Source organism: Brevibacillus agri, assembly GCF_004117055.1.
Classification (GTDB): Bacteria; Bacillota; Bacilli; order Brevibacillales; family Brevibacillaceae; genus Brevibacillus; species Brevibacillus agri.
Window position 1 is genome coordinate 1,800,839 of record NZ_CP026363.1, and the last position, 26,042, is coordinate 1,826,880.

Genomic DNA, 26,042 nt, shown 5'->3' on the forward strand with positions numbered 1-26,042 from the left:
TTAGGTTTTGCCGGTGACTTGAGATTTTTGTAAAAAAATAAGCGACACCTGTTCCGTTTTTCCTGGCAGGTGTCGCTTTTTTGTTACTGCATTTCCCTTTTATTCGTCATATATAAAGGAGAAATCCACAAGTTCATTGATTTGGCGCAACATGTTATCTTTAGGGACAACAAGGTCATAGAGTGCGGTGTAGGGACTAAACGCAAATGAGATCTGTGGCTGGAACATGGGGCTTCAACCCTTTCGCCGTGATGCTTTAAGTATACATAGAAAAAGGTACAGCCGCCTCAAAAATGAGGGGACTGTACCTTCTTTGTAAGTAAAGACTTTTTCAGTGGCCTCTTTTGCCGGGGGGTTCTTTTTTGCTTGCGGACGATTCAGTCATTTCCCGCTTGCTTGTTCACCGTATGCAGCAGTTGTCTTTTTGCCCGAATTTTTCGCACCAGGAGTCCTATCAACAAAATCGGGATCATCAGCAAAAACACGTACAAGGAGACATGACCGACCATGTTTTCCGCCATCCGCCCATAATAATAAAACAGGAAGCCGACGACGTAAAATTTGACAGCCCTTCCGATGGCCGCGTAGCCAATCAGCTTCCAGAGCGGGTAGTTCAGACAGCCGGACAAGATCGTAAACACTTTGAACGGGATCGGCGTAAACGAGCCGACAAAAATGGCGACTTCGCCCCGTTTTTGAAACATCTCCGTCGCCGAGTCAATCCATTCTTTTTTGAGCAGTTTGTACAGGACAGAGTGACCCAAGAGTTTGCCGAGATAGTAACCGACTGGTGTTCCAAGCAGACAGGCGATATATCCTGCCGTAGCAATCCATAAAGCCGAGGATGGATCGATCAGGCTTAATGAAACCTGCAGAAAGAACACGGGAACGGGGAAGATGATGGCGTCTGCAAAAGAATGGATGACGACTCCCCAAATGCCGTATTCCATCAAAAAATCTAAAACGTTCTGAACCATTTCATTCTCCTTTGTCCATCTCTCAAAATCCGCCTGCTGCGGCGGAAAAAATGGGTAGAGTCATGTTGCGAACCGCCAATCAAGCTCGCGCCGGATTTTTACCTTTCTTCATTATAACCGCATCGCATGCAATACCGCCATCAACTGATTGATTCCTTTTTCAACCGCTTCTTCCTTGACGTTGGATACGTCTAGCTTCAATATATTTTCTCTGGGAATCTTGGAATAGCTTTTCAAATAAATCGTGCGGCCGAAGCGGTCGTAGGCGAACAGCGGGTCTGCCTTGCTGTCGTGCTCCAGATCCGCCATATGGTCGTCTTCCACGATGTAGACGTCGTATTGCTGCGCCAGCTCGGCAATCCGCTGTTTTTCTTTGCGGCTGTACGTCGTTCCGAGCGGGCTGTGGAAGCGCGGCATCGTGTAAAAAAATTTGATCTTTTCTGTACGAAACAGTCGTTCCAACTCGTCCAGATCAATCCCTTGCGCCGTTCGCCGGATGCCTTTTACCGGAAGCTTGTGCAACTGCACATATTCGATAAACAGGTGGTAGCTTGGCTGCTCGATCAGCACGGTTTCCCGGCCGTTCGGAAACGGGATCGTACACAAGATGGACAGCGCCTGCTGAACGCCTGCCGTGATGAACATGTTCGCAGGCTTGGCAAACACCTGATGGTTCGCGAGGTGCCTGGCGATCACGGGGATCAGCGTCGGCAAGCCTTTGGGAGTGCCGTACAGAAACAGATCGTTGCGGTACGTCTCAATCGCTTTATTGATACAGTGCTGGAAGTCGAGATAGGGAAACACGTCCGGATCAGGGGCAGAGGTGGCAAAGTCGATGATGTCTGTATCCTTTTGCTCGGCTTCCCGCTCTTATTTCACGACGTAAAAGCCGCTGCGGTCTACCGAGTAGATGAGGTGACGCTTTTCCAGTTCGTTCAAAGCCGAAATGACAGTGCTTTTGCTGCATTGATACCGGGCAGACAGCTCGCGGATGGAGGGCAGCTTGTCTCCGTCCTGGTAGGCGAGGCTTGCGAGATTGTGTATCGGTACAGATCGGCTTTTTTTGCATTGTAGCACGATTGGCGCCACATTACTATGAAAGCAAGAAGAACAGTTGCATATGCAACGATTGAGGAGAGATTTGTTTGAAAGATCAACCAAAAGCGATACTGGCTGCCCTGCTGAATGCCCTGATCGTCGGCCTGTCTTTTCTATTCGTCAAAATGGCGCTCACGGCAGCAAGTCCGCTTGATACGATGGCGCACCGCTTTACGGTGGCGCTTGTCGCAGCTTCGATTCCGCTTGTGTGCGGCTGGATTCGGCTGTCGATCAAGCCGCGGGATATGTTGTCCATTCTGCCGCTTGCCTTGCTCTATCCGGCGCTCTTTTTCGGGCTGCAGACGTTCGGGCTGGTCTACACGACATCGTCGGAGGCGGGCATTATTACGGCGACAGTGCCGATCTTCACGATGATAATGGCCGCCTTGTTTCTGAAAGAGACGTCGACCTGGCTGCAAAAGCTGTCCACGCTCCTGTCTGTCGCGGGCGTCGTGTTCATTTTCGCGATGAAAGGAGCGGGGGTGGGGATGGGCGACAGCATCGGGACGGTTTTGATCCTGCTGTCGGCTCTTTCGCTGGCCGGGTATAGCGTGCTCGCCAAGAAGATGACAAAAGCCTTCCATTATATAGACGTAACGTATATGGTTTCGGTTATCGGTTTTGTGTCATTTAATGCGCTGGCTTTGATCCGGCACGGCTCGGAAGGAACGCTGTCCGCCTTTTTCGTGCCGTTCAGCCATTCGCCGTTCGTCATCGCAATCTTGTACTTGGGGGTGCTGTCTTCGTTGGTGACGTCGTTCATGACGAATTTTGCCCTCTCGAAAATGGAAGCGTCAAAAATGAGTGTATTCAACAACCTATCTACGATCGTGACGATTGCGGCTGGCGCGCTTTTCCTGCAAGAACAGCTCGCCTACTACCACCTGCTCGGCGCTCTCATGATTATTTTGGGCGTAGTCGGGACCAATTTCCTAGGGAACAAACAGCGCGCAGCACAGGTTGGGCGCACGCCAAAATCGCCTTCGCTGTAGCGGGCAGCGGGCAGTCCGAACAGGCGACGGAGCAGAGAACATTGGTGCTGCTCCGTCTTGTTTTTGTTCGGTTTTGTCTGGAGGACGATCTGCAAAAAAAATCAGGGGCCAATGCGGGTGAAACTGTTTACAAAAACCAGCTAACACGATATAGTTACCTAGATTGCTATGAGTATAATGACATATGGTGAGATGACAGAATGAAAACGATTATTCATCTGGATTCAATTGAAAAAAGCTTTCACGGTTCCATCGTCGTCCCCTCTTTTTCTCTCTCCATTGAAGAAGGGGAGTTTTTGACGTTGCTCGGCCCGAGCGGCTGTGGCAAGACGACGCTTTTGCGGATGATTGCTGGATTTGAGGAGCCGACCTCCGGGGAGATTTTTCTCGACGAGAAGCCGCTCACCCATGTGCCTCCTTACCAACGGGACATGAACATGGTGTTCCAGCAATACGCCTTGTTTCCGCACATGACTGTCGAGCAAAACATTTTGTTCGGATTGAAAATGAAAAAGGTAAGTGCCAGTGAGCAAAAGAAGCGCCTGGAGGAAGTGTTGCAGTACGTGCAACTGACCGAGCTGAGAAAGCGCACGCCGAAGCAGCTCTCTGGCGGACAGCAGCAGCGGGTAGCGATCGCCCGGGCGATTATCAACAATCCGCGCGTCCTGTTGTTGGACGAGCCACTTGGCGCCTTGGACTACCAGTTGCGCAAAAGCTTGCAGTTGGAGCTGAAAAACCTGCAAAAAAACCTCGGGATCACGTTCATCTACGTCACCCATGACCAGGAAGAAGCGATGGCGATGTCAGACCGGATCGCGGTCATGAACAAGGGACGGATCGAGCAGATTGCTTCCCCGGCAGAGATTTACAACCATCCGCAAACGCTGTTTGTCGCTACGTTTATCGGCGAGAACAACATTTTCCGCGAAAACGGCACGAACACAGCGGTCCGTCCGGAAAAGATCAAGCTGTATCAGCCGCATACGGAGCCTGAGAAGCACAAGAAGCAGGGGACGATTACCGACGCGGTATTCCTCGGCAACCTGCGCAAAGTGTTTATCCGCCTGGACAGCCAGGACATGACGGTAATGGCGCATCAGTATGCGGGCGACGGCCTGGACTGGAAGGTGGGAGATCGGGTAGCTCTTGGTTGGGCGCAGACGGACGAGGTGATCCTGACTTGTTGAACAAAAAGCCGGTAAAACTGCTCGCGGCACCCGCCCTTTTGTGGATGGGTGTGCTTTTCGTCCTGCCCATGCTCCTGATTGCGCTGTTATCGTTTTTAAAAAGAGGCACATACGGGCAAGTTGTCTATGAGTTTACGCTGAACAATTACATTCGCATCCTGGACCCTTTGTACGGGCAAATTTTCGCGGACACGCTGGTGGTCGCCATCCTGACGACGTTTTTGTCGATCGTCTGCGGCTATCCGCTCGCGTACTACATCTCCCGGCTGGAAAAGTCTTCGCAGCAAATTTGGCTGCTCTTGGTGATGATTCCGTTCTGGATCAACTTCCTCGTCCGGTCCTACGCCTGGGTCATCATCCTGCGCTCGCAAGGCGTCGTCAATACGATTTTGCAGTCGCTGGGGCTTATCACGGAACCGTTGCCGCTGTTGTACAATTCCGGCTCGGTGCTGCTCGGCATGGTGTACACGCTTTTGCCGTTCATGGTGCTGCCGATTTACGTGTCGCTGGAGCAGATGGACCGCCGCAAGCTGGAAGCCGCTTACGACCTCGGGGCGACTCCGTGGAAAGCGTTCTGGCATGTGACGTTGCCGATGACCAAAACAGGCGTCGTCACCGGATCAATTCTCGTGTTCGTCTCCTCCATCGGGATGTTCGTCGTCCCGGATGTGATGGGCGGAGCGAAGTCAGCCCTGATCGGAAACGTCATCCAGAACCAGTTTCTCTCGGCGCGTGACTGGCCGTTTGGCTCGGCGCTGTCCATCGTGCTGATGCTTCTGTCGATGCTTCTCATTCTTCTCTACTTCCGCGCGGCCAAAGCGGGCGAAGCGAAGGAGGGAGCAGCATGAAAACATGGCGCAGACATACGCTGACCGGCTACTCCTGGCTGATGCTCGTCTTTTTGTACTTGCCGATTGCCATTCTCGTGCTCTACTCGTTCAACGATTCGCGCATCAATGCGACGTGGAACGGATTCACCTGGAAGTGGTATGTATCGTTGTTTGACAACCGGCAGGTGATGCAGGCCTTGACGAACAGCCTGTCGATCGGCGTCATCAGCAGCGTGCTGGCGACTGTTCTCGGCACGGCCGCATCGCTTGCGATCAAGCATTATTCCTTGCGCTGGCGCAACATCGTCAACGGGCTGATTTACTTGCCGATCGTCATTCCCGAGATCATGATGGGACTGGCCCTATTGGTTTTGTTCAGCCAAGCGCACATCGAGCTTGGCAAATGGACCCTGATTATGGCGCACGTGACGTTTTCCATGCCGTACGTGATGGTCATCATCTCCGCCCGCCTCGCCGATATGGGCAAGGAGCTGGAGGAGGCCGCACAAGATTTGGGCGCGACCCCGTGGGAGACGCTGCGCCATGTGACGCTGCCCTTGATTATGCCTGGGATCGTCGCCGGCTTTTTAATGTCGTTTACGCTATCGCTGGATGATTTCATTATTTCGTTCTTCGTGGCTGGTCCGAATTCGACCACCTTGCCGCTATACATTTACGGTTTGGTGAAGCGAGGCGTGTCGCCGGAAGTCAATGCGCTTTCGACGCTGCTGATCGTAAGCACAGTGCTTTTGGTCATCATCGCCGAGCTGTTCCGCCGCAAGGATTCCAAAAACGGTCAGATTCATTTTTAGTCGACCGAAAAAAACATCCCATACCGATTTGGAGGTTGAGAAGAAAAAATGAAACGTTTCAAGTCCATGATGATCGGCGCCCTGACCGCCGTCCTCGCGGTGACAGCAGTCGGCTGCTCATCGTCCGAGCAAGAACAGCAAGTATTGAACATCTACTCCTGGGCCGACAACTTCGACCTCGACGTCATTAAAGATTTTGAGCAGAAGTACAACGTCAAGGTCAACTACGACATCTACGGCAGCAACGAGGAAATGCTGGCGAAAATCCAGGCGGGCGCCTCGGGCTACGACCTGATCCAGCCGTCCGATTACATGGTCGCGACCATGATTCAGCTCGGCCTGTTGGAAGAGCTGAACAAAGAGAACATCCCGAACATGAAAAACATCGTGTCCACGTTCAAGACGCCTCCTTTTGACAAGGAGAACAAGTACTCGCTCGTCTACACGTGGGGCATTACCGGGATTGCCTATAACAAGAAGTACGTCAAAGAAACCCCGACAAGCTGGAGCGATCTGTGGAACGAAGCGTACAAAGGCCGCGTCATCATGCTGAACGACCCGCGTGAAGTCATGGGGATGGCTTTGATTAAAAACGGCTTTTCCAACAGCACAACAAACAAGGACGAGTTGGAAAAATCGTTCGCGGACCTGAAAAAAATGTTGCCGGGCGTCATGGCTTTTGATACGGACAACATCAAGCAAAAAATGATCGCGGAGGAAGCGTGGATCGGTACGGTCTGGTCTGGCGACGCTGCGATCATCAACGGCCAAAACCCGGATGTGGAGTACGTCATTCCAAAAGAGGGCGCAACGATCTGGGCGGACACGCTGGCGATTCCAAAAGGAGCCAAGCACAAAGACTTGGCCGAGAAGTTCATCAACTACCTGATGGACCCTGAGGTCAGCGTGAAAAACTACGAATCCATCGGCTACAGCAACCCGAACGAGCAAGCATACCCGCTGCACAGCGAAGAATACCGTTCCAACAAGATGATCTTCCTGGACAAAGCGGACATCGACCGCGCCGAGTGGCTGGTCGACGTCGGCGATACGCTGCAAGAATACGACCGCTACTGGACAGAGATGAAGAGCGGCAGGTAACAACGAAGACCGAGGCTGGGAGAAATCCCGTCTCGGTTTTTTTGTTTCTACTGTAAAGCAGCAAGCGGTTGCTTGCGAAAGCTCTGCTTGTGCAGCGTTGGTTGGACAAACAAGAAGCAGAGATGAGATAGTAGACGGAAGGAGAGGTGAAAAATATGGAAACTGGACAAGCAGTCGATTCAGGCTTTCTGGAAGCGAATGGAACGCGGTTTTACTACGAAATGGCTGGGGAAGGCGAGCCGCTTCTGTTGATTCACGGGTTCAATCTGGACAACAGGATGTGGGATGAGCAGGTAGCGGCTTTGGCGGAATCGTACAAGGTGATTCGTTTTGACCTCCGCGGCTTTGGCAAAACACCTGCGACGAATTTGCCTTTTACGCTATACGATGATGTACGTGCTGTATTGGCGGGATTGGGCATCGAAAAAGCACACGTGGCGGGTCTTTCCTTTGGGGGAATGGTAGCCCAGGAGTTTGCGCTTGTGTACCCGCAAATGGTGAAAAGTCTGGTTTTGATCTCGTCGGGGCTGTTTGGCCATTCGAGAAGCGAGCAGAGATTGCGGGATATGGAACAGTTTCATCAACTGCTGGAAGCCAAAAAGACAGAGGAAGCGCTGGAGCAGAATACCCGGATGTGGTTTGACGGACCTGGCTGTGCGGCGAATACCAAGCGGGCAAAAGCGCGTGAGCTGTTTGCAAGCATGAGTCGAAACGCCTTTTCTTTGCCTGCTTTTGGAGAAGGACTCGTGGGACTCACTCCCCCTCCAAAAGAGCGTCTGGAGGAAATCAAGGCCCCCACGCTGGTCATTGCGGGAGCACGCGATTACATCGACTTTTTGCAAATCGCTGACGAGCTGGCTGAGCGGATCGAGCGGGCTGAAAAGGTCATTTTGACAGATTCGGCCCACATCCCGCCGATGGACCAGCCAGAAGTGGTAAACGAGCTCATTCTGCGCTTCCTCAAGCAGCAAAGCGACGAGTAATGCATAGACGTGCAGCAAAAGAAGACACCACGCGGGAAAAACTACTCGTAGGTGTCTTTTTTTGCTGGTATATTCGGCTGCTTCAAAAAATCGTCACAGCAGATAGCCCGATGTAGCCATACAGATTCACAGACGATTTTGATAGGATTAGTGACGAAAAGGCGAAGGAAGTAGGTGATTGGCTGATGCACAGCATGAAGCGACTATGGACCGTGCTTTCGCTGGCCTTTTTTCTTGTGCTTGCGATTGGAACCAATTCGGCCTATGCCCATGCAGGCATGATGGGCAGCACTCCGAAAGACGGCGAGGTGCTGCAGGCGAATCCGGGACAAATTTCCATGCGCTTTACCGAGACGCTGGAGCCGGATCTCGTCACCGTACGCCTGTTTGACTGGGACGGCAAGGAAATACAAATGCAGCGACCGACCTTGCAGCCGGGAGATGCTTCGCAGGTGAATGCGCAGTTGCCGGCGGATTTGGCGGAAGGGACGTACTCGGTGATCGTGGCGGTCGTATCCGAAGACGGCCATCCGGTTGAGGAGCGCCTGACCTTTTCCATCGGGCAAAAAAGCGCGGTCGTGGTGCCGCCCGGGGCAAAGCAGACGGATACGAATTATTTGATCGTCTATCGTTACCTTGCGCAAGGGATTATTTTGCTCGGCGGCGGTTTGTATCTGATTGCCGATCGAGGACAGCGCTACGGTTTGCCGACGCTTCGGGCGCTGATCGGGATTGGCAGGCAGATCGGCTGGGCGCTTGCGCTCGTGGGACTTGTTTTTCTCTGGTTTTTGTACGACGAATCGTTGACGGCCGTTTCCTTGACGCAAGCCCTGTGGCAGTTTGACAGCCATTTGCTCGCGCAGTCTCCGTTTGCCGTCATGCTGATCGTCTCCTTTCTGCTCCTGCTGCTATTGGCTATTCCGAACATGGTATCTGGCTGGTACGCGGGAATTTGGGTACTGCTGATTGGCGCGCAAGCTTTTGGCGGCCATGCCTGGGGGATTGCTCCTGTCTGGCTGTCGATCGTGCTGCGGCTGTTGCACGTCCTGACAGTGGCGCTATGGCTTGGCGCGCTCGTCTACCTGCTGCTGGTGGCAAAAGAAACAGAGCGGGGCAATGCGCCGTTCAAGGCCTTCTTCTTGCGCCTGGTTGCCGCGGCGGCCGTACTTGCCGTCGTGACGGGAGTGCTCATGCTGATCGTGCAGACCGATGTGGCGCTCATTTGGCAAAGCTCGCTTGCCTGGAGCTATTTGCTCTACGCCAAAATCGTCAGCGTCTGCATCATGCTCGCGCTCGCCTATCGGCAAACGAAGCGCTGGCGGGCGAACGGCAGTCTGCGCATGAAATGGCTGCGCTGGGAAATCATTTTCGGTATCGTCGCTGTGCTGGCAGGGCTTTGGATGAGCCAGACCAACTATCCGACTGACATGAATGATACGACAAACACACAAGCCGCAAAACAAACGGCGACAAACTAGGAGGTTTTTTTGCATGAAGATGAAAAAATGGCTGAGCAGTGTATTGGTGGCAGGAGCAGTTTTGACGCTCGCGACTGCGGCGCAAGCGCACGTCAACGTCTATCCGAAAGAAACCACTACCGGCTCTTATGAAAAATATACCGTTCGCGTACCTGTGGAAAAGGACGTCAACACAGTAAAAGTGAAGCTGGAATTTCCGGCTGGAGTGAAAGTGAACACCGTACAGCCAGTTCCGGGCTGGAGCTACGAGTTTGAAAAAGACAAGGACGGCGTGAACACAGCACTCGTCTGGACCGCGACAGACGGCGGCATCAAGGCGCATGAGTTCATGGAGTTCGCTTTCGTGGGCGCGAACCCGAAAGAGGAAGGTGCACTCGCATGGAAAGCGTATCAGACTTACGCGGATGGCGAAGTAGTGGAGTGGACCGGAGACAAGGATTCCAAGACGCCTGCGTCCGTGACTACAGTGAAAGCGGGCGTTGGGGAAGCCGGACACGATCACGGGCACGACGCTGCTGCACCGGCGGCAAGCCCAGCCCAAGATCAGGCGGCGGCAAGTGCAGGCGGCAGCAACACATTGCCACTGGTGCTCTCCGGACTGGCGCTTCTGCTCTCCATTGTGAGCCTGTTTAGAAAAAAAGCGTAAAACCAAACGGCGGAAATGCCGTGCAGCTAGTCGATATGCTGCACGGCATTTTTCATTTTTTCTCTACCTATTTTTCCGGAATCACTTTATAATGAAGGCTAATTACTTTCGGAGGTGTTAAATAATGTCAATCACAATCAAATTGGCGCAAGCGAACACAAGAGTAGGAAAACAATACGAGTGGCAGTGTGGCACGTGCGGATTTTCTCCGCGATAACGAGCAGTAATCTAGCGGCATCACGGCTGGAAAGACGGAACGTGTCATCTGCCCAAAGAGGTGGAGACTGTTTCCATGGTTATGAATGCAACGCATGTATATATGACGAAACGATTTGCGACGTCGCTCGCCAACGCGACGATGTTTACGACCTACGCGCTCTACTACATTGCTGCGCTGGGACTGAATCCGTTTGAGCTTTTGCTGGTCGGCATGGTGCTGGAGCTGTCCGTGCTCTTGTTCGAGGGCGTGACGGGCGTGGTGGCGGATACGTACAGCCGCCGTCTGTCTGTCATTATCGGGATGTTTTTGCTGGGGACGGCTTTTGTTCTGCAAGGTATTTTGCCTGCCATTGATGGTGTTTTGCCGTTTGTCTCCGCGTTTATGTGGGTGTTGGTTGCCCAAGTGTTTTTCGGCGTGGGAGACACGTTCGTCAGCGGGGCCGATACGGCCTGGATTGCGGACGAGGTGGGGGAAGAAAAGCTCGGGAGCATCTTCATGCGGGCGAAGCGCTACTCTTTGCTGGCGAATATGCTCGGAATCGGGCTGAGCGTTTGGCTGTCCACGCTGGCTCCAAACTTGCCCTATCTGGTCGGGGGCTTGATCTATTTGGGGCTTGGCGTGTTTTTGATCCTGTTCATGCAGGAGACGGGCTTTACGCCCAGGGAGCGCGAGCGAGGCGCTTCCCACTGGCGGGAAATGGCCCAGACGTGGCTGTCTGGCGCACACGTCATTCGCAGGCAGCCGATCTTGCTGTTGATTTTGCTTGTGACGCTGTTTACGGGCGCAGCTTCCGAGGGATACGACCGCCTGCGGGAAGCGCACTTGATTTCCGAGATTGGCTTCCCGCAGCTTGCGGGCATTTCGATGGCGATGTGGTTCGGCATCATTGCCGCCCTGTCGAGCCTGCTCGGGCTGTTCGCGGTCAGCTTTGCCGAGAAGCGGCTGGATGTCAACAACGGGCGTGTCGTCATTGTCGGCATGTTCGTTTTGACCGCGCTGAAAATTGCGGCGTTGATCTCCTTCGCCATGGCTCCTGATTTTGGCTGGGCGCTGGCCACCTTGCTGCTGATCGGAGCCATCGAGTCACTTATCAACCCGCTGTACGACACGTGGCTGAACCTGAACATCGAAAGCAGCGTGCGGGCGACCGTCCTGTCGATGATGAGCCAGTCCAACGCGTTTGGACAGACGGCAGGAGGACCAGCAGTCGGCTGGATCGGAAACCGCCTGTCGATCCGCGCATCCTTGCTGACGGCGGCGCTGCTACTGCTGCCGATCCTGGCGGTGTTCGGGCGGGTGCTGCGCAGGCGTTAACTGGCGCAAAGAGTTTCAGAGTAGTTCGCGCGATGTATATAAGCTTACGGTTCAAGGTTTAATATCCTTGGAGCCAAACGAACTGTGGGTAGATGTATATGTGGCAGAAAGCGCCCTATGGAACATAGGTAGCGCAAAAAAAGAGTTTGTTGGTGTTGGCCCTCATCTTTTTGCCATTGCGTGCAAAAAAAGTTTTGATTTAGGATTCGGTGGCTGGGTAGCATTTTTTGCAAAGACGAATCTCATTGAACATTACAGATTTTCCGAACAAGAAAGCCCGCTACGGTGCGATAGCACCCCCTTTAGGGGCGGGATGAGAGTGAGGTCAAATACGGAGTACCACGAATAAATCGAAGGTTTGTGGTACTTCAAGTATTTGAAAATTCCACTCTTTTTTGTTGTTCATCTGTTGTAGTATATAAAATGAACTGATACGATAGGTGTATGAACGAATACAGAAGAACAAGCACAACCCTTTCATTATTAAACTACCATTTTGTGTTCTGCCCTCGGTACAGAAGAAAGATTTTTCTGCAAGCAGATGTAGAACAACGCTTCAAAGAGTTGGTACATGAAGGGTGTGAGGAACTGCAAATTGTGATTGTTGCTCTTGAATGCGACAAAGACCATACGCATATGTTTCTCAACGCACTCCCATCATTAAGCCCTGCGGATATGATGGCAAAAATGAAAGGAGTGGTTTCCACATCTTCGGCATTTGCCGAGTTTGTGGACACGCTCATACTTCGTTTCTACCGCAAGTGAAACGATAAAGCGATATGTCGAACAACAGAAAACAAGGGGGTGAAAATCATGTCGCAGACCATCACAGTCAAAGTGAAATTGCTTCCAACAAAAGAACAGGCTTCTATTTTGCGTGAGATGAGTCAAACGTACCTCTCCACTATCAATACTCTCGTTTCCGAAATGGTTGCTGAAAAGAAAAGCACAAAGAAGTCGAGTAAGGATATTTCTGCTTCTTTGCCAAGTGCCGTTAAAAATCAAGCTATCAAGGACGCGAAAAGTGTGTTTAAGAAAGCGAAGAAAAGCAAATTCACTACTGTTCCTGTTTTGAAGAAACCTGTCTGCATTTGGAACAATCAAAACTATTCGTTTGATTTCACGCACATTTCCATGCCGATTATGATTGACGGCAAGGTAACTAAAACACCTATCCGTGCTTTGTTAGTTGATAAAGACAACCGTAACTTTGCTTTGCTAAAACACAAATTAGGTACGCTTCGAATCACACAGAAAGCAAATAAATGGATTGCCCAAATTTCTGTCACCATACCTACTATGGAAGGAACAGGAGTAAAAGTCATGGGGGTTGATTTGGGTTTAAAAGTTCCTGCCGTTGCTGTAACAGATGATGAAAAGGTACGTTTCTTTGGGAATGGCAGACAAAATAAGTACATGAAGCGTAAGTTTCGTTCTGAACGCAAAGCATTAGGCAAAAAGAAAAAGGTAAATGCGATTCGTAGTTCAAAAGATAAAGAACAACGTTGGATGAAAGACCAAGACCATAAGGTTAGTCGTGCTATCGTAAATTTTGCAAAAGACAATAAAATTTCTGTCATTCGCTTGGAACAACTGGCGAATATTAGACAGACGGCAAGAACAAGCCGTAAAAACGAAAAGAATCTGCATACTTGGTCATTTTATCGCCTGTCTCAGTTCATTGAATATAAAGCGAATTTAGTTGGTATTAGAGTTGAGCATGTGAATCCTGCATACACAAGTCAGACATGCCCTAAATGCTCTGAGAAGAATAAGGCACGAGACCGTAAGTATAAATGCAAATGTGGATTCGAAAAACATCGTGATTTAGTCGGTGCTATGAACATTCGATATGCACCTGTGATTGATGGTAACAGTCAATCAGCCTAAGATGCTATATGCACTGTCTTAGGAGGGGCAATGAGATGTCCTCATCTTGAAGGCTGTTCAAAACAGAAATGGACTGCGAACGCTTAGTCATTCAAGAATCCCACCCGTACACCGCAAGGTGGAAGGCTTGCGGCTTTAGCCGTGGGAGTCTCAAGTTCAATCTTTACGTGCACAGAGTATCGGTCACAGAATTGTAATACCGCCGCCGTCAGCTTTTGAATTGGTTCAGGCTTTGGATAGGAGGATGGCAATATGGGAAACAAGTTTTTAATCGATCTTCGAATGGAGAAGCTTGAAGATGTCGCAAAAGGTATCCTTGCCATACCGTCTGTAACCGAGGCTGAACGTAAAGAAAGCGATGCGTTGTTAAAAAAGTTGGTTCTAAATTCGAAGGAAAAAGTGAAATAGCAGCCTGGCCACTAAAGGTGGCCGGGCTTTTTTGTGCAATACCGCACCGTCTCTTTTGAAAAGAGGCTCATCCAATTGTCGCGAGCCGAAGAGGACGCAGCCATAACGATCCCGGTAGCAAGCAGGGAAAAAAATCAATTTGCGAACATGCGTTCTCTTGTGTTAGGATGTTTTCAACAGCAGCTAGGCATGGGGCGACGGCTGCGCGTCCAATCAATCATGTCTTTTCATGAGGCGGTGACAGCTTTGGTGTTGGCGGATTTGAAAAAGTACAGAGACAGACAGCAAGCGGTTGAGATCATTTATTTGAACAAGCGGGGCCAGACGAGCAGGCGAATCATCCGGATTCTTTTGCTGGATGAGGATAAGGGGCAGCTCAAGGCGTATTGCTATACGAGAAAGGCTTGTCGGGTGTTCGCGATTGCCGGCATTTTGGCGCTCGCGCCAGTTGCCGGGCAGTTTGTGGGGTGAGGTGGCAGGTCACGGGAGGTCGCGAGGGTCAGGAAGGGCAGGGAAGTCAGCCAAATGGTTAGATGGCTGGACAGTCAGGAAGTCGGAAAGTCGGGCGGCCGGAAGCGGAAGTCATAACGGCCGGGGAGTCGGAAAGCCGTGCAGTTGGACAGTCGGAAAGTCGTGCAGCCGGACAGTTGGAAAGCCGTGAAGCCGGAAAGCCGGAAAGCCGTGCAACCGAACAGCCAGACAGCCAGAAAAGCTGCCCCTCTGACACCCCGACCCCGAGGCAGTCAGCTCCCCTCCCCACCAACGCCATCCTTTTCACCCATCCTGTTCCAAAAGTGTTAGCCAGCTTGTGGTATAATGAAAGTGAACACAGTATTCCCCTTAGGGGCGGAGAGGGCGTGGACGCTGATGGAGTACGTTATTCTCATCGTCGTTTTTCTCGTAATCGCAGTGACTCTCTTTTCGATCAGAGCCGTCGCAAAGAGCGGAAGGAGACGCTCGTATTCGTCGTCCTCAGACAGTGGCGGAGCCTTTTATGTGGACAGCGGCCATCATCACCATCATCGCCACCACGACTCGGATGGATATGGATGCAGCCACGACAGTGGCGGTGGAGACAGCGGAGGCGGAGGCGGCGGTGGAGGTGGAGACTGAGGCTTTTTCCATGCCTCCTGATGTGTTACAATGATTGGGAAAAAGTTGATTCCAAACCATGAATGGTGCGGGCTTGAAAAAGGAGAGATGTATTATGGCAAACATCAAATTCGTACAGAGTGTAGGAACGTCCGTCGCAGGAATCCTCCTTTCAAGCGAACAGTAGCACCGTTCAAAAAAATGAGGATTCGACTGCGACTGGTTTTGGCGTAGGGCCAATCATACAACCATTTGCAGGGGGAATCCGTTTTGAATCACACAACCAATCAATCTGTTTTGCAAACTTTGGGCTGGAATGAGCATTTTGCCAATCTGTTCGCCCCTTATGCCGAGCAAGGCTACAGCGTGGGCAGAATCACGCTGGAACATAAACGCATTTATCGTCTGTTGAGCGAGCACGGCGAGCTTTTGGGCGAAGTCACGGGCAAGTTGCGCTATGAGGCGACTGGCCGCGAGGATTATCCGGCGGTAGGAGACTGGGTCGTCATCACGGCGCGTCCCGAGGAAAAGAAAGCCTCGATTCATGCAGTGCTGCCGCGCAAGAGCAAGTTTTCCCGCAAAGCTGCGGGAGACAGCGTCGAAGAGCAGATCGTGGCTGCCAACGTCGATACCGTATTTTTAGTGAATGCCTTAAACAACGATTTTAATATACGCAGGATGGAGCGCTATCTCATCCTCGCCTGGGAAAGCGGAGCCAATCCGGTGATCGTGCTTTCAAAAGCCGACTTGTGCGACGATCTGGAGCAGCGCATCGCGGACGTAGAAAGCGTCGCGATTGGCGTGCCTGTGCACGTAGTCAGCGCAGAGCGGGGAGAAGGGCTGGAACAGCTTGCCCCGTACCTGGGGTGTGGCCAGACAGTGGCGCTCATGGGGTCCTCTGGTGTCGGCAAGTCTACCTTAATCAACAAGCTGAGCGGAGCAGAGCAGCAAAAAGTAAACAAAGTGCGCGAGGGAGACGATCGCGGCCGCCATACGACTACTCACCGCGAGCTGTTCCAGCTTCCGGACGGCGCTCTCATGATCGACACACCGGGCATGCGCGAGCTGCAGCTATGGGAAGCGGATGAGGGGTTCCGCGGAGCATTTGACGATATCGAGCAACTGGCGGAAGCGTGCCGATTCAACGATTGCCAGCACGGGCGGGAGCCAGGGTGCGCCGTTCGGGCGGCGATTGAGGACGGTTCGCTGGAAAAAGCTCGCTTCGACAGCTATTTGAAGCTTCAGCGCGAACTGGCCCATCTGGCTCGCAAGGAAGATGCAAGGCTGGCAGCAGCAGAGAAGGACAAGTGGAAAAAAATCACCATGCAAGCGCGAAGCAAAAAGCCGAAGCGATAAAACGCAAGAGTCCTCGGACAACCGGGGGCTCTTTTCGTTTGGAGACAGGGCAAGCGCGCGGCTCGACTTTCAGAAATTTACGCTTGATTCCAGCAAGCCAGTTGTGATAGATTGGGGCAAGACCCAGCAATCGTGCTGGATAAACCGCATACGAAGTGCTCGTATAATTTTGGGAATAAGGCCCAACAGTTTCTACCGGGTGACCGTAAATCACCTGACTACGAGTGAAATCGCGTTCCATCGACTGCGCTTATCGCTGTTTCCTGTTCCATGTGACAGGAGAAAGTGGGTCGTCTGGTCGAAAGGACGCTGACACGCTTTTTTGTGGCGTGTTATACCTGAGGGAGAAAAGCCCCGAGGGACAGTTTCACTTGGCGTTGGTTTTATCACCTGAGCCTGCCTGTGACCTGTCCGTTCGGGGCTTTATTTTTTTTTCGTCGATGGAATCCAGAAAAGTGGATATCGACAAAAAGGACAAGCGCCGTTCGCCCGAACAACTCGGCGAAGCGAAGTGTTCTCATTTGGTTGGACTAGCGTCGTTTGCTGGCACGCTAGAGTTGATGGAGGAGGAAGAAAACATGAAAGAATTGCAAGAACGCATCGTACAAGACGGCAAGGTGCTGTCCGCATCCGTGTTGAAGGTGGATGCGTTTTTGAACCATCAGGTAGACCCCCAATTGACGATGAAGATCGGCGAGCGTTTCGCCCAGCTTTTTGCCGACGAGAAAATTACGAAAGTCTTGACGATCGAGGCGAGCGGCATTCATTTTGCGCTGGCGACGTCGTTCGCTTTGGGTGTGCCTTTTGTGTACGCGAAAAAGAAAAAGGCAGTGACGCTGACAGAAGAGGTGTACTCGGCTCCTGTCCACTCCTTTACCCGCCAGGAAACGTATCAGATCAGCGTGTCCAAGCAGTATTTGTCGCCGGATGACCGCGTGCTGATCGTGGACGATTTTCTCGCGACCGGGGCTGCGCTGATCGGGTTGACCCAGATTATTAAAGACGCCAACGCTCACCTGGTCGGCATCGGAGCCGTGATCGAGAAAAGCTTCCAGGAAGGCCGTAGATTGCTGGAGCAAGCGGGTGTCCGCATTGAGTCTTTGGCGCGCATCGCGTCCATGTCTCCAGAGGGCATTCAGTTCATTCAAGCGGAAACTGTCCGTGTCTAAATCCTATTACTAGAGGAGAGTAGAATACCTCATGCTATCCAAACAGAAGATAGTTACTTTAGGTCTGCAGCACGTACTTGCGATGTATGCGGGTGCTGTCGTCGTACCGCTTATCATTGGCGGGGCCCTGAACCTGACTCCTGCGCAGATTGCTTACTTGATCGCCGCCGATTTGTTCACGTGCGGGATCGCTACGTTGCTGCAAGTCATCGGGACGCGCTACACAGGGATTCGTCTCCCGGTTGTGCTTGGCTGTACGTTTACTGCCGTAGGTCCGATTATCGCGATTGCCTCTACGAGCAATCTGGCCACGGCTTATGGAGCGATAATCGTCTCCGGTCTGTTCGTCGTCTTGGCTGCTCCGTTATTTGGCAAGCTGCTGCGGTTTTTCCCGACCGTGGTGCAAGGCTCTGTCGTGACCATTATCGGTCTGTCGCTCATTCCTGTGGCGATGAACAACGCCGCCGGTGGACAAGGCATGCCGGACTTCGGCTCTCCGCGCAACCTGCTGCTCGCGCTCGGAACATTGGCTATTATTTTGTTTATTAATCGCTTCTTTACCGGATTTATTCGCGCGATTTCCGTCTTGCTCGGCCTTGTCGTCGGGACAGTCGTCGCGTACATGATGGGCATGGTCAGCTTCGCCAGCGTGGCGGAAGCGTCCTGGTTCAGCGTAGTCGAGCCGTTTTACTTCGGCGCGCCGCAATTTTCGATTGTGGCGATTGTGACGATGATCTTGGTCAACATCATTAGTATGGCAGAGTCGACTGGCGTTTATTTTGCGCTCGGAAAAGTAACCGAGACGAAAGTAACGGACAAGGACGTCGTCAAAGGCTTGCGCGGCGAAGGAATCGCGATTGTTCTGGGCGGCATTTTCAACGCGTTCCCATACACTGCCTTCTCGCAAAACGTAGGGCTCGTTTCCTTGACGGGGATCAAAACCCGCGACGTCATGATCGGGGCTGGCGGATTGCTGGTTGTGCTGGGGCTTTTGCCAAAGCTGGCTGCGCTGACGACGGTCGTCCCCAATGCCGTATTGGGCGGCGCGATGATCGCGATGTTCGGGATGGTAGTCGCATCCGGAATCAACATTTTGTCGCACGTAGATCTTCGCCAAAATGAAAATCTGCTGATCGCCGCTTGCAGTATCGCGGTCGGCCTCGGCTCCGCCGCTGTGCCGAGCATGTTTGACCAACTGCCGACCATGGTGAAAATGATGCTGCAAAACGGTATCGTGACAGGCTCGCTGACAGCGGTTGTGTTGAACATTTTGCTGGTGCATACGAATAAAAAAGTCAACCAGGCTGCCGTGCCAAGCACGATCTCGGAAGCGTCCTGATCGGCTTAACCAAAGCTTCGACAGCTTCACTCATACATGAACCGCCATTCTCTCGCTTGCGTGCAGAGGATGGCGGTTTTTTCGCTTCTACAAAGTGACGATGGCATCCGAAAAATTGCAACCGAACGATAAGGGGCAGGTCGCATGGGACATGTTTGTCGGGGAAGTGAGGTTTTGTGGAAATGGGAGGCGGGGAAAGCAGGATAGCAAGGCAGTAGCAAGGCAGTAGCAAGGCAGTAGCAAGGCAGTAGCAAGGCAGTAGCAAGGCAGTAGCAAGGCAGTAGCAAGGCAGTAGCAAGGCAGTAGCAAGGCAGTAGCAAGACAGTAGCAAGGCAGTAGCAAGGCAGCAACGCAGCAACGCATCCACTAGCCAGCTCATAAAAAAGGCTCTCGCGAGGTTGGCAAGCGTCCAACGGTCTTGGCCAAGTCGGACATAGGATGGCTATGTACGAAATCACTTGGGAAGGACAGATGAGTGTATGGCTACCTTTCGAGAAGCGTTGAGAGCCAAGAATCACCTGGTGAAGAGGTGGAAGCGGATGCCTGGTGTCATGGGGATCGGCGTCGGATATGTAAACGGCAAGAACAGCAAAAAAGGAGCTTGCGTCGTACTGTACACGCTGGACGCGAGCGCGGCGGTGAAAAAAGGCTGCCCGAGCTGTGTCGCCGTCAAACGGAAAAAGGGCGGGAAAAGTCCGAGAATTACGTCGCACGTCGCGGTTCCCGTGCGGACGGTTACCTCCGGCAGATGCACTAGCCATCAAAAGCTGCGCTCGACTGCCAACTATCGCCGGAGAATCCGTCCGGTGATAGCGGGCGCAAGCGTCGGATATCCCGGGGCTTCGGGGACTGCGGGCTTGATCGTGACAGGAGCGATCCGCCGCGCCCAGCGTTTTTTGCTGAGCAACAACCACGTTTTGAACCGGAACAACTCGGGCGGCTATTCCGAGACGATCCAGCCGGGAGGGGCGGATGGCGGGCGTTCCGGGCGCGATCGGATTGGACAACTGTACCGCTTCGTCCGGCTGCGGAAAAATGCAGTGAATGAGATGGATGCGGCACTGAGCATTCCCACTTCGAACGACCTGCTCGCTCCGCGCTATGCGAAAATCGGCACCGTTCCGGGCTACGTCCACTCTTACGCTATAGGGAGCCGCTTGAAAAAGGTCGGCCGCTCGACAGGCTTTGTCAGTGGCATCGTGGAATCCACCCACACGGACATCAACGTCGATTACGGCGACTACGGCGGTCTGGGAACGATCCGCTTCCGCAACCAGACGGTCATCAGAAGCGCGGCGCCGATTTCGTTGCCGGGAGACTCCGGTTCGGTCTGGCTGACGGCAAACAATTACGCGGCCGCGGTCAACTTCGCAGGCTCCGCCGATGGCAGACTGTCGATCACGTTTCCGATCCACAGGGCGATGCGCGCCTTTGGGGTGCGTGTAGCGCAGCCAACGACGGCTCCGTCCAGAAAACGGGGCAAGCGCCGCAGACGGCGAAACGTCAGGAAGTGACCTGCAGCTCGGAAGCGAGATCATCCAGACAGGCGAGCACTTCGTCCGAACGCGCTTCGAGGACGGCAAAGGCCATCTCCGCTTCCTTTTGCTTGCCGGAGGAAGCGAGCGTGTAAATGTGGCGGATAGCTTCGTGAAACCGTTTGTGTGGCTCTGCCAGTCGGCGGAAGGAAGCAAGCGAGCTGATCGCCTGGTTTTGTTTCGCTTCGTCGTACCAGACGCCCAGGCGGCAGCGGTGATGGTCGACGAGATCCTTTTCCTCGATCGTATGATAGCCGAGCAGGAAGTTGTACACCCACCATTTCCACAGGAGATGATCGGTCTTGACGATGCGCAGGCTGTGCTTCGTTTTTAGACGGGCCACCTGGCTGATGCTGCCTTTGTGCAGGCTGTTGATGCCTGCCCCGATTTCGTAGATGTTTTTTCCGGCGTGGGAGACGTGGTTGAAAATCTGCTCCATATTGCTCTCAACCTGGGATATGCGCATGTAAATATCTTCGGTAGAGGCCGACTGTTCTTCTGTCAAAGAAGCGATATGTCCGGTCGCATGCCCCACTTGCTCGACATTTTGCACAATCTCTCCCAACAGCTCGATAGCTTCGCGTGTTTGCGTCGCTTTGTCGGTGAAGTGGACGCCGAGCAGCGCGGCTGTTTCCTTCACCTGATTGGCATCTTGCCGGACGGCTTCCATCGTGCCGGAGATGCTTTGCACGGATTGCTTGGTTTGTTCGGCGAGCTTGCGCACTTCTTCTGCGACGATGGAAAAACCTCGCCCGTGCTCGCCTGCCCGAGCGGCTTCAATCGACGCGTTTAAGGCGAGCAGATTCGTCTGATCGGCGACGCTGCGGATCACCTGCACCACCTGGGAGACGGCTTCGATGGAACTCATCAGGGAGGAGATTTTTGTCTGCATCTCCGCAAATTCCTCCGCCATGGACAGGAAGCTTGTCAGCGACGTCTGAATGATTTGTTGGCCCGCAGTAGCCTGCTCCATGGTCGTAGAGGCATTTTCTGCTACCTGGACAGCGGATTGGGCCACTTTTTGCACCGATTCTGACAATTGCTCGGCCGCCTGTCTGACATTACCCGCCTCCATCGTGGTTGTGTCGAGAGTATCCAGCACATGCTTGATTTTGTCGATTTGCATGACCAGCTCCAGGACATTCCCCAGCCGGTCAATGATTTTATAATCGTTATCCTCCTGGTACGCTTCCAGAACGATCTGGGAATCGAGAGTGAGCAGCTTGATTAAAGCCAGCAAAGTCGAGGACAACTCGTCCGGCTTTCTGGCATACGTGTCTACGATGGCGGGAATCAAAAATTCGTACAGCCGCATGTAAGAGCCGGTGTACCATTCCGGGGCAAGTCCGATTTTGCTGTGGACTTCCCCGATTTTTTCCCGTCCTGCTACATAGGCTTCGTTCAGTTGGGCGTCGGGAAGCGATTGCAGGTAATGGCGAAAAGAACCTGCAAGACGGCCCACTGTCGTATTCGCTTCAATGATTTTCATCAAATTCGCATAGTGGCCGAGCATCTGGTAATGACGCTCAGTAATGGCATCGAGATGCTCGGTAATGAGCGGTTCGATTTGTGCGAGTCGTTTGAGATCCTCGCTGTTCATTTGCAAAAAGTTCACCTTTGCTCGCAACTGCTCGGTCATCTGAATATCGCTTTCCTGAATCGGGGCAGTCTGTGATCGCGCCCAACGCTTCCCAAACATAGAATCCCTCCGCTTTTTTATGAAAAACTGACCGATTCTTGACGCAGAAGAGGCCAGTTGCTGTAATGGAAATAGGTCAAACTGCCTACCTGATTATACCATTTAAGGAAGAATTGAACCTGTGGAACTACTGGGAATTTGTGAAATGTTTATGTAAGTTATGAAAAAGATCGAAAGCGTTATCAATCGAAAAACGTCATATGCGGCTTTGCTTCCCGGTAATAGGCGAGACGATCCTGCAAGTTGCCTGTGTGCAGCTCGAACTTGTGCCCGTCGGGGTCTGTGAAATAGAGGGAGCGCTTGTCCCGCTCATCGCGCTCTCTGCCGGGGAGAATGTGGACACCGTGCTGCTCCAGATGGCGCTTCCAGTCTGCAAAGGCTTCTTCGGCAACGGAGAAGGCGATATGGGTGTAGGACAGGGCAATTTCGTTGCGGGGGATGTCGCGCTCTTCGTTCAACGCCAGCCAATAGCCGTTCCAGTCGAAGTAGGCCAGTTTTCTGCCGCGAACGAGCGGCTTGGCGCCGAGTACATCGCGGTAAAAACAAAAAGAACGCTCCAGGTCGGAAACAGAAAACAGGAAATGGTTGATTCCGGTCAATGGCTGCATGACATCGCCTCTTTCGCTTTTTTGAATGTACCTTCTTGATCGTGATGAGATCATTGTACGTCAGCGAGACGACTGTTTGCCATGGCAGAACAGCAGGGCCGACGAGCAATAGGCTGCCCTTGATTGGCAGCAAAACAGGCAGCCCGATAGCATCCGGTCTGCCTGTTTTGCCTTTTTGCGAAGCAGTATGCTTACGACTGGGATTGGCCTTGCTGCGCTTGCCCCTGTGTTTGCAGCGTGGACTGAACCTGCGACACCATTGTTTGCGCCTGGGCAATTTCCTGCGAAGCCTGTTTCAGCGCTTCCTCGGCGAGCTGCGGATTGGCAGCGGATTGCTCGATGGCTTGCGTAATCATATTTTTCGCGAGAGTGGTCGCCACTTCGGCTTTTTTCAGCGAATCAGTGTTGATTTGCGTTGGCATGTCAGTTCCTCCTTGGGCAGAAGATTGGTTTGGCACACCGTTATAATTTCTCCCGTTTGGCCGCGATTATGTATGAAAAGGCACGTGCCCAACCGTTTGCAGCGCAGGCTGCATACCTTTGTAGGAGGGGAGGAATGGGTGATGAAGAAAAAGTGGGTAGGGGTTGTCCGGCAGGCGGAGCAGGCTTTTTGGACCATTGTGTTTTCGGCACAGCGGCGAGTCGGGGAACGGGGCAGAATTTTGCCCAAGCGGTTTAATTCGAAAAACAAAATTCGTCGGTTTTTGACCCGGTTCATGACGCCTTGCCTCGCGAATCGCGTGATCGGCAACCTCGATCTGAGACGGATCAAGGGACGGCTGGCCGTTCCGGTAGGAGATGGAATCGGTGCGGCGCCGATTGTCAAATCACAAATTTTGAAGAAAAGCGAGAGGTGCGTGACGCTCGCTGTCTGGTTTCAATTTGACCCGAGCGACCGCTTTTTTCTTGTCTACCAGTTGAAAAAGCAGCCGGATGGGCGCTGGATCGTGGTAGGCCGCCATCCGCTGGACTATCCGTTCAATCGGCCTGGACAGCTTTTCCGGATAGTGCCTGGCTGTTGCAAGCCTTGTGTGCGGGGATGCAAGCGGGTGAGAAGGAGGGTCCGGCGAAGGTGAGCGTGGGGGAGGGAAAACAAATTTTTGGAGAGAAGTGGTAACATTTTGCGCCTGACTTCGTTTGTATGAAAGGGAGGTGGGAGATGAAGGCACAACTATGGAGCGAATGGTTCGCCGAATACCAGCAGCCGCTGTACCGCTATTTGTACCGGATGTGCGGTTCGCGCGAGGTGGCCGAGGAGCTGTTGCAGGAGACGTTTTACCGTGCCATGCTCTCCCTCTCGATTCAGGATGCCCGACAGGCGCGGGCGTGGCTCTACAAAGTGGCGCGGCATTTGTACATCGACTGGCTGCGCAAACAAACGTCGGAAAAAAGCATGCTGGAAAACATCCGCCGTCTGTTCAGCGCGTCCTCGCGCACGTATGAGCCGGAAACGATGTATCGCCAAAAAGAGGACAAGCAGCGGGCAGAGTGGATTTTGCAGCAACTGCCCGAGCGGATGAGGACGATCCTCTACCTGCGCGAGATCGAGGAATTTTCCTATCAGGAGCTGGCGGAGACGCTTGCGATGAGCCTCGATCAGGTAAAAGTCACGCTGCACCGGGCGCGAAAAAAATTTCGCGAGTGGGAGAAGCGAGTGGAAGGAGGAATGGACGATGGAGGATGACAAGCTGCGCGAAAGGCTTGATGTGTCCGAGATAGTCTGGGACGAAAAAAGGGCGCGACGCCTGATCTGGCGGTCGCGGTTTGCGCTGTGGAGAAATATGGCGCAAGTATTGCTCGCCATATGGTTTTTGTACATGCTCTACATGCTGGTGATTCAGATCGGCTATGCGAAGCTGGGCAAGGAGGACGACCTGGTCCGCTACGCCGCGACCTTGGTCGAGACGCATTACCCGGGCTTGAAGGTGAACAAGTCGGGGCACACGCCGGTGTCGCTGTCTCCCTGGCTGACGCAAGAGACGACGCTTCTCCTGTACAAGCAGCTTGGCAAGTGGGAGGAGGTCGTCGGCACGGTGACGGTCAAAAAGCCGCTCTGGGGCAAGCTTGCGTACGACATCCACTATCAGCAAAAGCAGCTCGACGACCGGGACGGAACGTTTCGTTTTGCCCTGCCGCTGTCGCTGCTCGGCAAAAAGCCTCTGGAAGTGCGCGAGGAGCAGAACGAGCTGTGGGAGCAGCTCGCCCATATGGAGGACGGCTACGTAGCGGAGATGGCGTTTTCCACGCTGCAGCCGTACGAGCCGCTGCAACTCTTCAAGCTGCTGGAAAAGTACGATCTGTCTGTGCTGCAGATGGCCGTGTACGGAGGCGAGCTGAAAACCTTTCAGCCGACGCATACGCGAAGCGGCAGTACCATCCGCGTCCCGCACCTGGTGCTGAGGCCGGCAGTTCACTACAGCGAGGGAGGAAGCATGAGCTACGAGACGACGATGGATTTGCCCGAATCGGTGGAGGAGGCGACCAATCAGCTCATTCCTGATTTGGAATGGATGCAGTCCTATGCGCCTGATGAGTTCGATGTGTATGACGACAAGCGTCTCGCCTATTTGCGCGAAAACGGAATCGCCGTCTATGGCGCCGTCGTCACAGGACCGATTCGCGAGTTGGAGAAGCTGCGTGCCGAGCCTGAGCTGCACCGCTTTCAGTTGGGCAGGATTGCCGTATGGAACTGGTAGCCACATTTTTTTAAAATCCGGTCTTGATTTTGGGACGACTTGCCTGTAAAATACGTAAGTGTTGCGGCACTTTGCAGATTTTGTCGAACAAAGTGGAGCAACGTCGTGTGAGCAAATCGGGAAGTAGCTCAGCTTGGTAGAGTACTTGGCTTGGGACCAAGGGGTCGCAGGTTCGAATCCTGTCTTCCCGACCATGATGCACACGAACGGGCCGGTATGGCGGAATTGGCAGACGCGCGCGACTCAAAATCGTGAGGGAAACCGTGGGGGTTCAAGTCCCTCTACCGGCACCAGCAATCCATACATATGGTTTTTGTTATAAGGTGGGGAACAGCGAGCAAATCCTGTTTCTCACTTTTTTCATTTTCGGGCGCCGCTTTGAGATACAAATTAGTGAAAATGGACAAAGAAAAAGTCAACGATGAGAGTTGACTTTAGGAACCATATATCTTCTACTGAAGTGTCATAAAGATAAAAGCTATTGTAACCAGCAGGAAGAGGACAAACAAAACCCCAAACACTATAGAGGTGTTTGCTGCTTTATTAAATCGAGCAATATTAGAGTTCTTTAATGACTCAATAGAACTAAAAAAACTTTTCATTGCCCCCACA

The 26,042-nt window shown here is 52.8% G+C and carries 24 protein-coding genes, 2 tRNA genes, 2 pseudogenes and 1 riboswitch; of the genes and pseudogenes, 22 read left to right on the forward strand and 6 right to left on the reverse strand.

Annotated features, from left to right (window positions below; genetic code table 11):
* Positions 1–377: 377 nt before the first annotated feature.
* Both BA6348_RS09000 and BA6348_RS09005 read right to left on the reverse strand, forming a co-directional pair.
* Complete coding sequence (locus tag BA6348_RS09000; protein WP_007785911.1) at positions 378–977, reverse strand: YqaA family protein; 600 nt, start codon at positions 975–977, stop codon at positions 378–380.
* Positions 978–1,193: 216 nt separating this feature from the next.
* Positions 1,194–2,054, reverse strand: a pseudogene (locus BA6348_RS09005) (aminotransferase-like domain-containing protein); the annotation flags it as partial.
* Positions 2,055–2,122: 68 nt separating this feature from the next.
* Here BA6348_RS09005 and BA6348_RS09015 point away from each other — a divergent pair.
* The 13 genes and pseudogenes from BA6348_RS09015 (at position 2,123) to BA6348_RS27260 (ending at position 14,407) form a co-directional block, all read left to right on the forward strand.
* Positions 2,123–3,067, forward strand: coding sequence for a DMT family transporter (locus BA6348_RS09015; protein WP_026557808.1), 945 nt, complete (start codon positions 2,123–2,125; stop codon positions 3,065–3,067).
* A 200-nt stretch (positions 3,068–3,267) separates the two neighbouring features.
* A complete protein-coding gene (locus tag BA6348_RS09020; RefSeq protein WP_005831545.1) occupies positions 3,268–4,254 on the forward strand; it encodes an ABC transporter ATP-binding protein in 987 nt (328 codons plus the stop codon).
* A 44-nt stretch (positions 4,255–4,298) separates the two neighbouring features.
* Positions 4,299–5,102 (forward strand): ABC transporter permease, encoded by an 804-nt coding sequence (locus tag BA6348_RS09025; RefSeq protein ID WP_051353939.1) that lies wholly within the window; start codon positions 4,299–4,301, stop codon positions 5,100–5,102.
* Complete coding sequence (locus BA6348_RS09030; RefSeq protein WP_005831548.1) at positions 5,099–5,896, forward strand: ABC transporter permease; 798 nt, start codon at positions 5,099–5,101, stop codon at positions 5,894–5,896. The genes BA6348_RS09025 and BA6348_RS09030 overlap by 4 nt, the downstream gene beginning before the upstream one ends.
* Before the next feature lie 48 nt (positions 5,897–5,944).
* Complete coding sequence (locus BA6348_RS09035) at positions 5,945–6,997, forward strand: ABC transporter substrate-binding protein (RefSeq protein ID WP_005831550.1); 1,053 nt, start codon at positions 5,945–5,947, stop codon at positions 6,995–6,997.
* Between the two features lie 155 nt (positions 6,998–7,152).
* Positions 7,153–7,980, forward strand: a complete 828-nt coding sequence (locus tag BA6348_RS09040; RefSeq protein WP_007785927.1) for an alpha/beta fold hydrolase — start codon at positions 7,153–7,155, stop codon at positions 7,978–7,980.
* Positions 7,981–8,174: 194 nt separating this feature from the next.
* Complete coding sequence (locus BA6348_RS09045; protein ID WP_241752718.1) at positions 8,175–9,458, forward strand: copper resistance CopC/CopD family protein; 1,284 nt, start codon at positions 8,175–8,177, stop codon at positions 9,456–9,458.
* Positions 9,459–9,471: 13 nt separating this feature from the next.
* Positions 9,472–10,104 carry a YcnI family copper-binding membrane protein gene (locus BA6348_RS09050; protein WP_025844452.1) on the forward strand — a complete coding sequence of 211 codons (633 nt, stop codon included), beginning with the start codon at positions 9,472–9,474 and terminating at the stop codon, positions 10,102–10,104.
* A gap of 292 nt (positions 10,105–10,396) precedes the next feature.
* Entirely contained in the window at positions 10,397–11,638 is a 1,242-nt protein-coding gene (locus BA6348_RS09055) for an MFS transporter (protein WP_005831556.1), read from the forward strand.
* Between the two features lie 444 nt (positions 11,639–12,082).
* Positions 12,083–12,446: pseudogene (gene tnpA, locus BA6348_RS09060) on the forward strand (IS200/IS605 family transposase).
* Between the two features lie 5 nt (positions 12,447–12,451).
* Complete coding sequence (locus BA6348_RS09065) at positions 12,452–13,528, forward strand: RNA-guided endonuclease InsQ/TnpB family protein (protein WP_129552185.1); 1,077 nt, start codon at positions 12,452–12,454, stop codon at positions 13,526–13,528.
* Between the two features lie 252 nt (positions 13,529–13,780).
* The gene (locus BA6348_RS26570; protein WP_165328982.1) at positions 13,781–13,936 is read left to right on the forward strand and encodes a hypothetical protein; all 156 of its coding nucleotides are present in this window, start codon (positions 13,781–13,783) and stop codon (positions 13,934–13,936) included.
* A gap of 189 nt (positions 13,937–14,125) precedes the next feature.
* On the forward strand, positions 14,126–14,407 hold the full coding sequence (locus BA6348_RS27260; protein WP_235694640.1) for a WYL domain-containing protein: 282 nt from the start codon (positions 14,126–14,128) through the stop codon (positions 14,405–14,407).
* A 501-nt stretch (positions 14,408–14,908) separates the two neighbouring features.
* Here the strand turns inward: BA6348_RS27260 and BA6348_RS26575 are convergent.
* Positions 14,909–15,061, reverse strand: a complete 153-nt coding sequence (locus tag BA6348_RS26575) for a hypothetical protein (RefSeq protein WP_155808555.1) — start codon at positions 15,059–15,061, stop codon at positions 14,909–14,911.
* A gap of 237 nt (positions 15,062–15,298) precedes the next feature.
* Between BA6348_RS26575 and rsgA the strand changes: the two genes are divergently transcribed.
* The 4 genes from rsgA (at position 15,299) to BA6348_RS09095 (ending at position 20,406) form a co-directional block, all read left to right on the forward strand.
* Positions 15,299–16,384, forward strand: coding sequence for a ribosome small subunit-dependent GTPase A (gene rsgA / locus BA6348_RS09080; RefSeq protein WP_122953309.1), 1,086 nt, complete (start codon positions 15,299–15,301; stop codon positions 16,382–16,384).
* Positions 16,385–16,523: 139 nt separating this feature from the next.
* A riboswitch (purine riboswitch) is annotated at positions 16,524–16,625 on the forward strand.
* A 337-nt stretch (positions 16,626–16,962) separates the two neighbouring features.
* Positions 16,963–17,553: a xanthine phosphoribosyltransferase gene (locus BA6348_RS09085; RefSeq protein ID WP_007786027.1), complete on the forward strand. Its 591-nt coding sequence runs from the start codon at positions 16,963–16,965 to the stop codon at positions 17,551–17,553.
* Positions 17,554–17,584: 31 nt separating this feature from the next.
* Entirely contained in the window at positions 17,585–18,892 is a 1,308-nt protein-coding gene (locus BA6348_RS09090; RefSeq protein ID WP_005835584.1) for a nucleobase:cation symporter-2 family protein, read from the forward strand.
* A gap of 479 nt (positions 18,893–19,371) precedes the next feature.
* The gene (locus tag BA6348_RS09095) at positions 19,372–20,406 is read left to right on the forward strand and encodes a chymotrypsin family serine protease (protein ID WP_025844444.1); all 1,035 of its coding nucleotides are present in this window, start codon (positions 19,372–19,374) and stop codon (positions 20,404–20,406) included.
* On the opposite strand, the gene BA6348_RS09100 is transcribed toward BA6348_RS09095, so the two are convergent.
* The 3 genes from BA6348_RS09100 to BA6348_RS09110 form a co-directional block, all read right to left on the reverse strand.
* Positions 20,396–22,126 (reverse strand): protoglobin domain-containing protein, encoded by a 1,731-nt coding sequence (locus BA6348_RS09100; protein WP_122953308.1) that lies wholly within the window; start codon positions 22,124–22,126, stop codon positions 20,396–20,398. The two genes, BA6348_RS09095 and BA6348_RS09100, sit on opposite strands and share 11 nt — an antisense overlap.
* 182 nt (positions 22,127–22,308) lie before the next feature.
* Entirely contained in the window at positions 22,309–22,734 is a 426-nt protein-coding gene (gene fosB / locus BA6348_RS09105; RefSeq protein WP_007786020.1) for a metallothiol transferase FosB, read from the reverse strand.
* A gap of 191 nt (positions 22,735–22,925) precedes the next feature.
* Complete coding sequence (locus BA6348_RS09110) at positions 22,926–23,156, reverse strand: hypothetical protein (protein ID WP_007786017.1); 231 nt, start codon at positions 23,154–23,156, stop codon at positions 22,926–22,928.
* Between the two features lie 141 nt (positions 23,157–23,297).
* Here BA6348_RS09110 and BA6348_RS09115 point away from each other — a divergent pair, with 141 nt between their 5' ends.
* The 5 genes from BA6348_RS09115 to BA6348_RS09135 all read left to right on the forward strand — a co-directional run bounded on the left by BA6348_RS09115 (position 23,298) and on the right by BA6348_RS09135 (position 25,723).
* Positions 23,298–23,810, forward strand: a complete 513-nt coding sequence (locus BA6348_RS09115) for a DL-endopeptidase inhibitor IseA family protein (RefSeq protein WP_005836623.1) — start codon at positions 23,298–23,300, stop codon at positions 23,808–23,810.
* An 83-nt stretch (positions 23,811–23,893) separates the two neighbouring features.
* The gene (locus BA6348_RS09120) at positions 23,894–24,418 is read left to right on the forward strand and encodes an RNA polymerase sigma factor (RefSeq protein WP_005836621.1); all 525 of its coding nucleotides are present in this window, start codon (positions 23,894–23,896) and stop codon (positions 24,416–24,418) included.
* Positions 24,408–25,430, forward strand: coding sequence for an anti sigma factor C-terminal domain-containing protein (locus BA6348_RS09125; RefSeq protein WP_007786014.1), 1,023 nt, complete (start codon positions 24,408–24,410; stop codon positions 25,428–25,430). Before BA6348_RS09120 ends, BA6348_RS09125 begins: the two co-directional genes overlap by 11 nt.
* 117 nt (positions 25,431–25,547) lie before the next feature.
* Positions 25,548–25,624, forward strand: a tRNA-Pro gene (locus BA6348_RS09130).
* Between the two features lie 16 nt (positions 25,625–25,640).
* Positions 25,641–25,723: transfer RNA gene (locus BA6348_RS09135), tRNA-Leu, on the forward strand.
* The last annotated feature ends 319 nt before the right edge of the window (positions 25,724–26,042 follow it).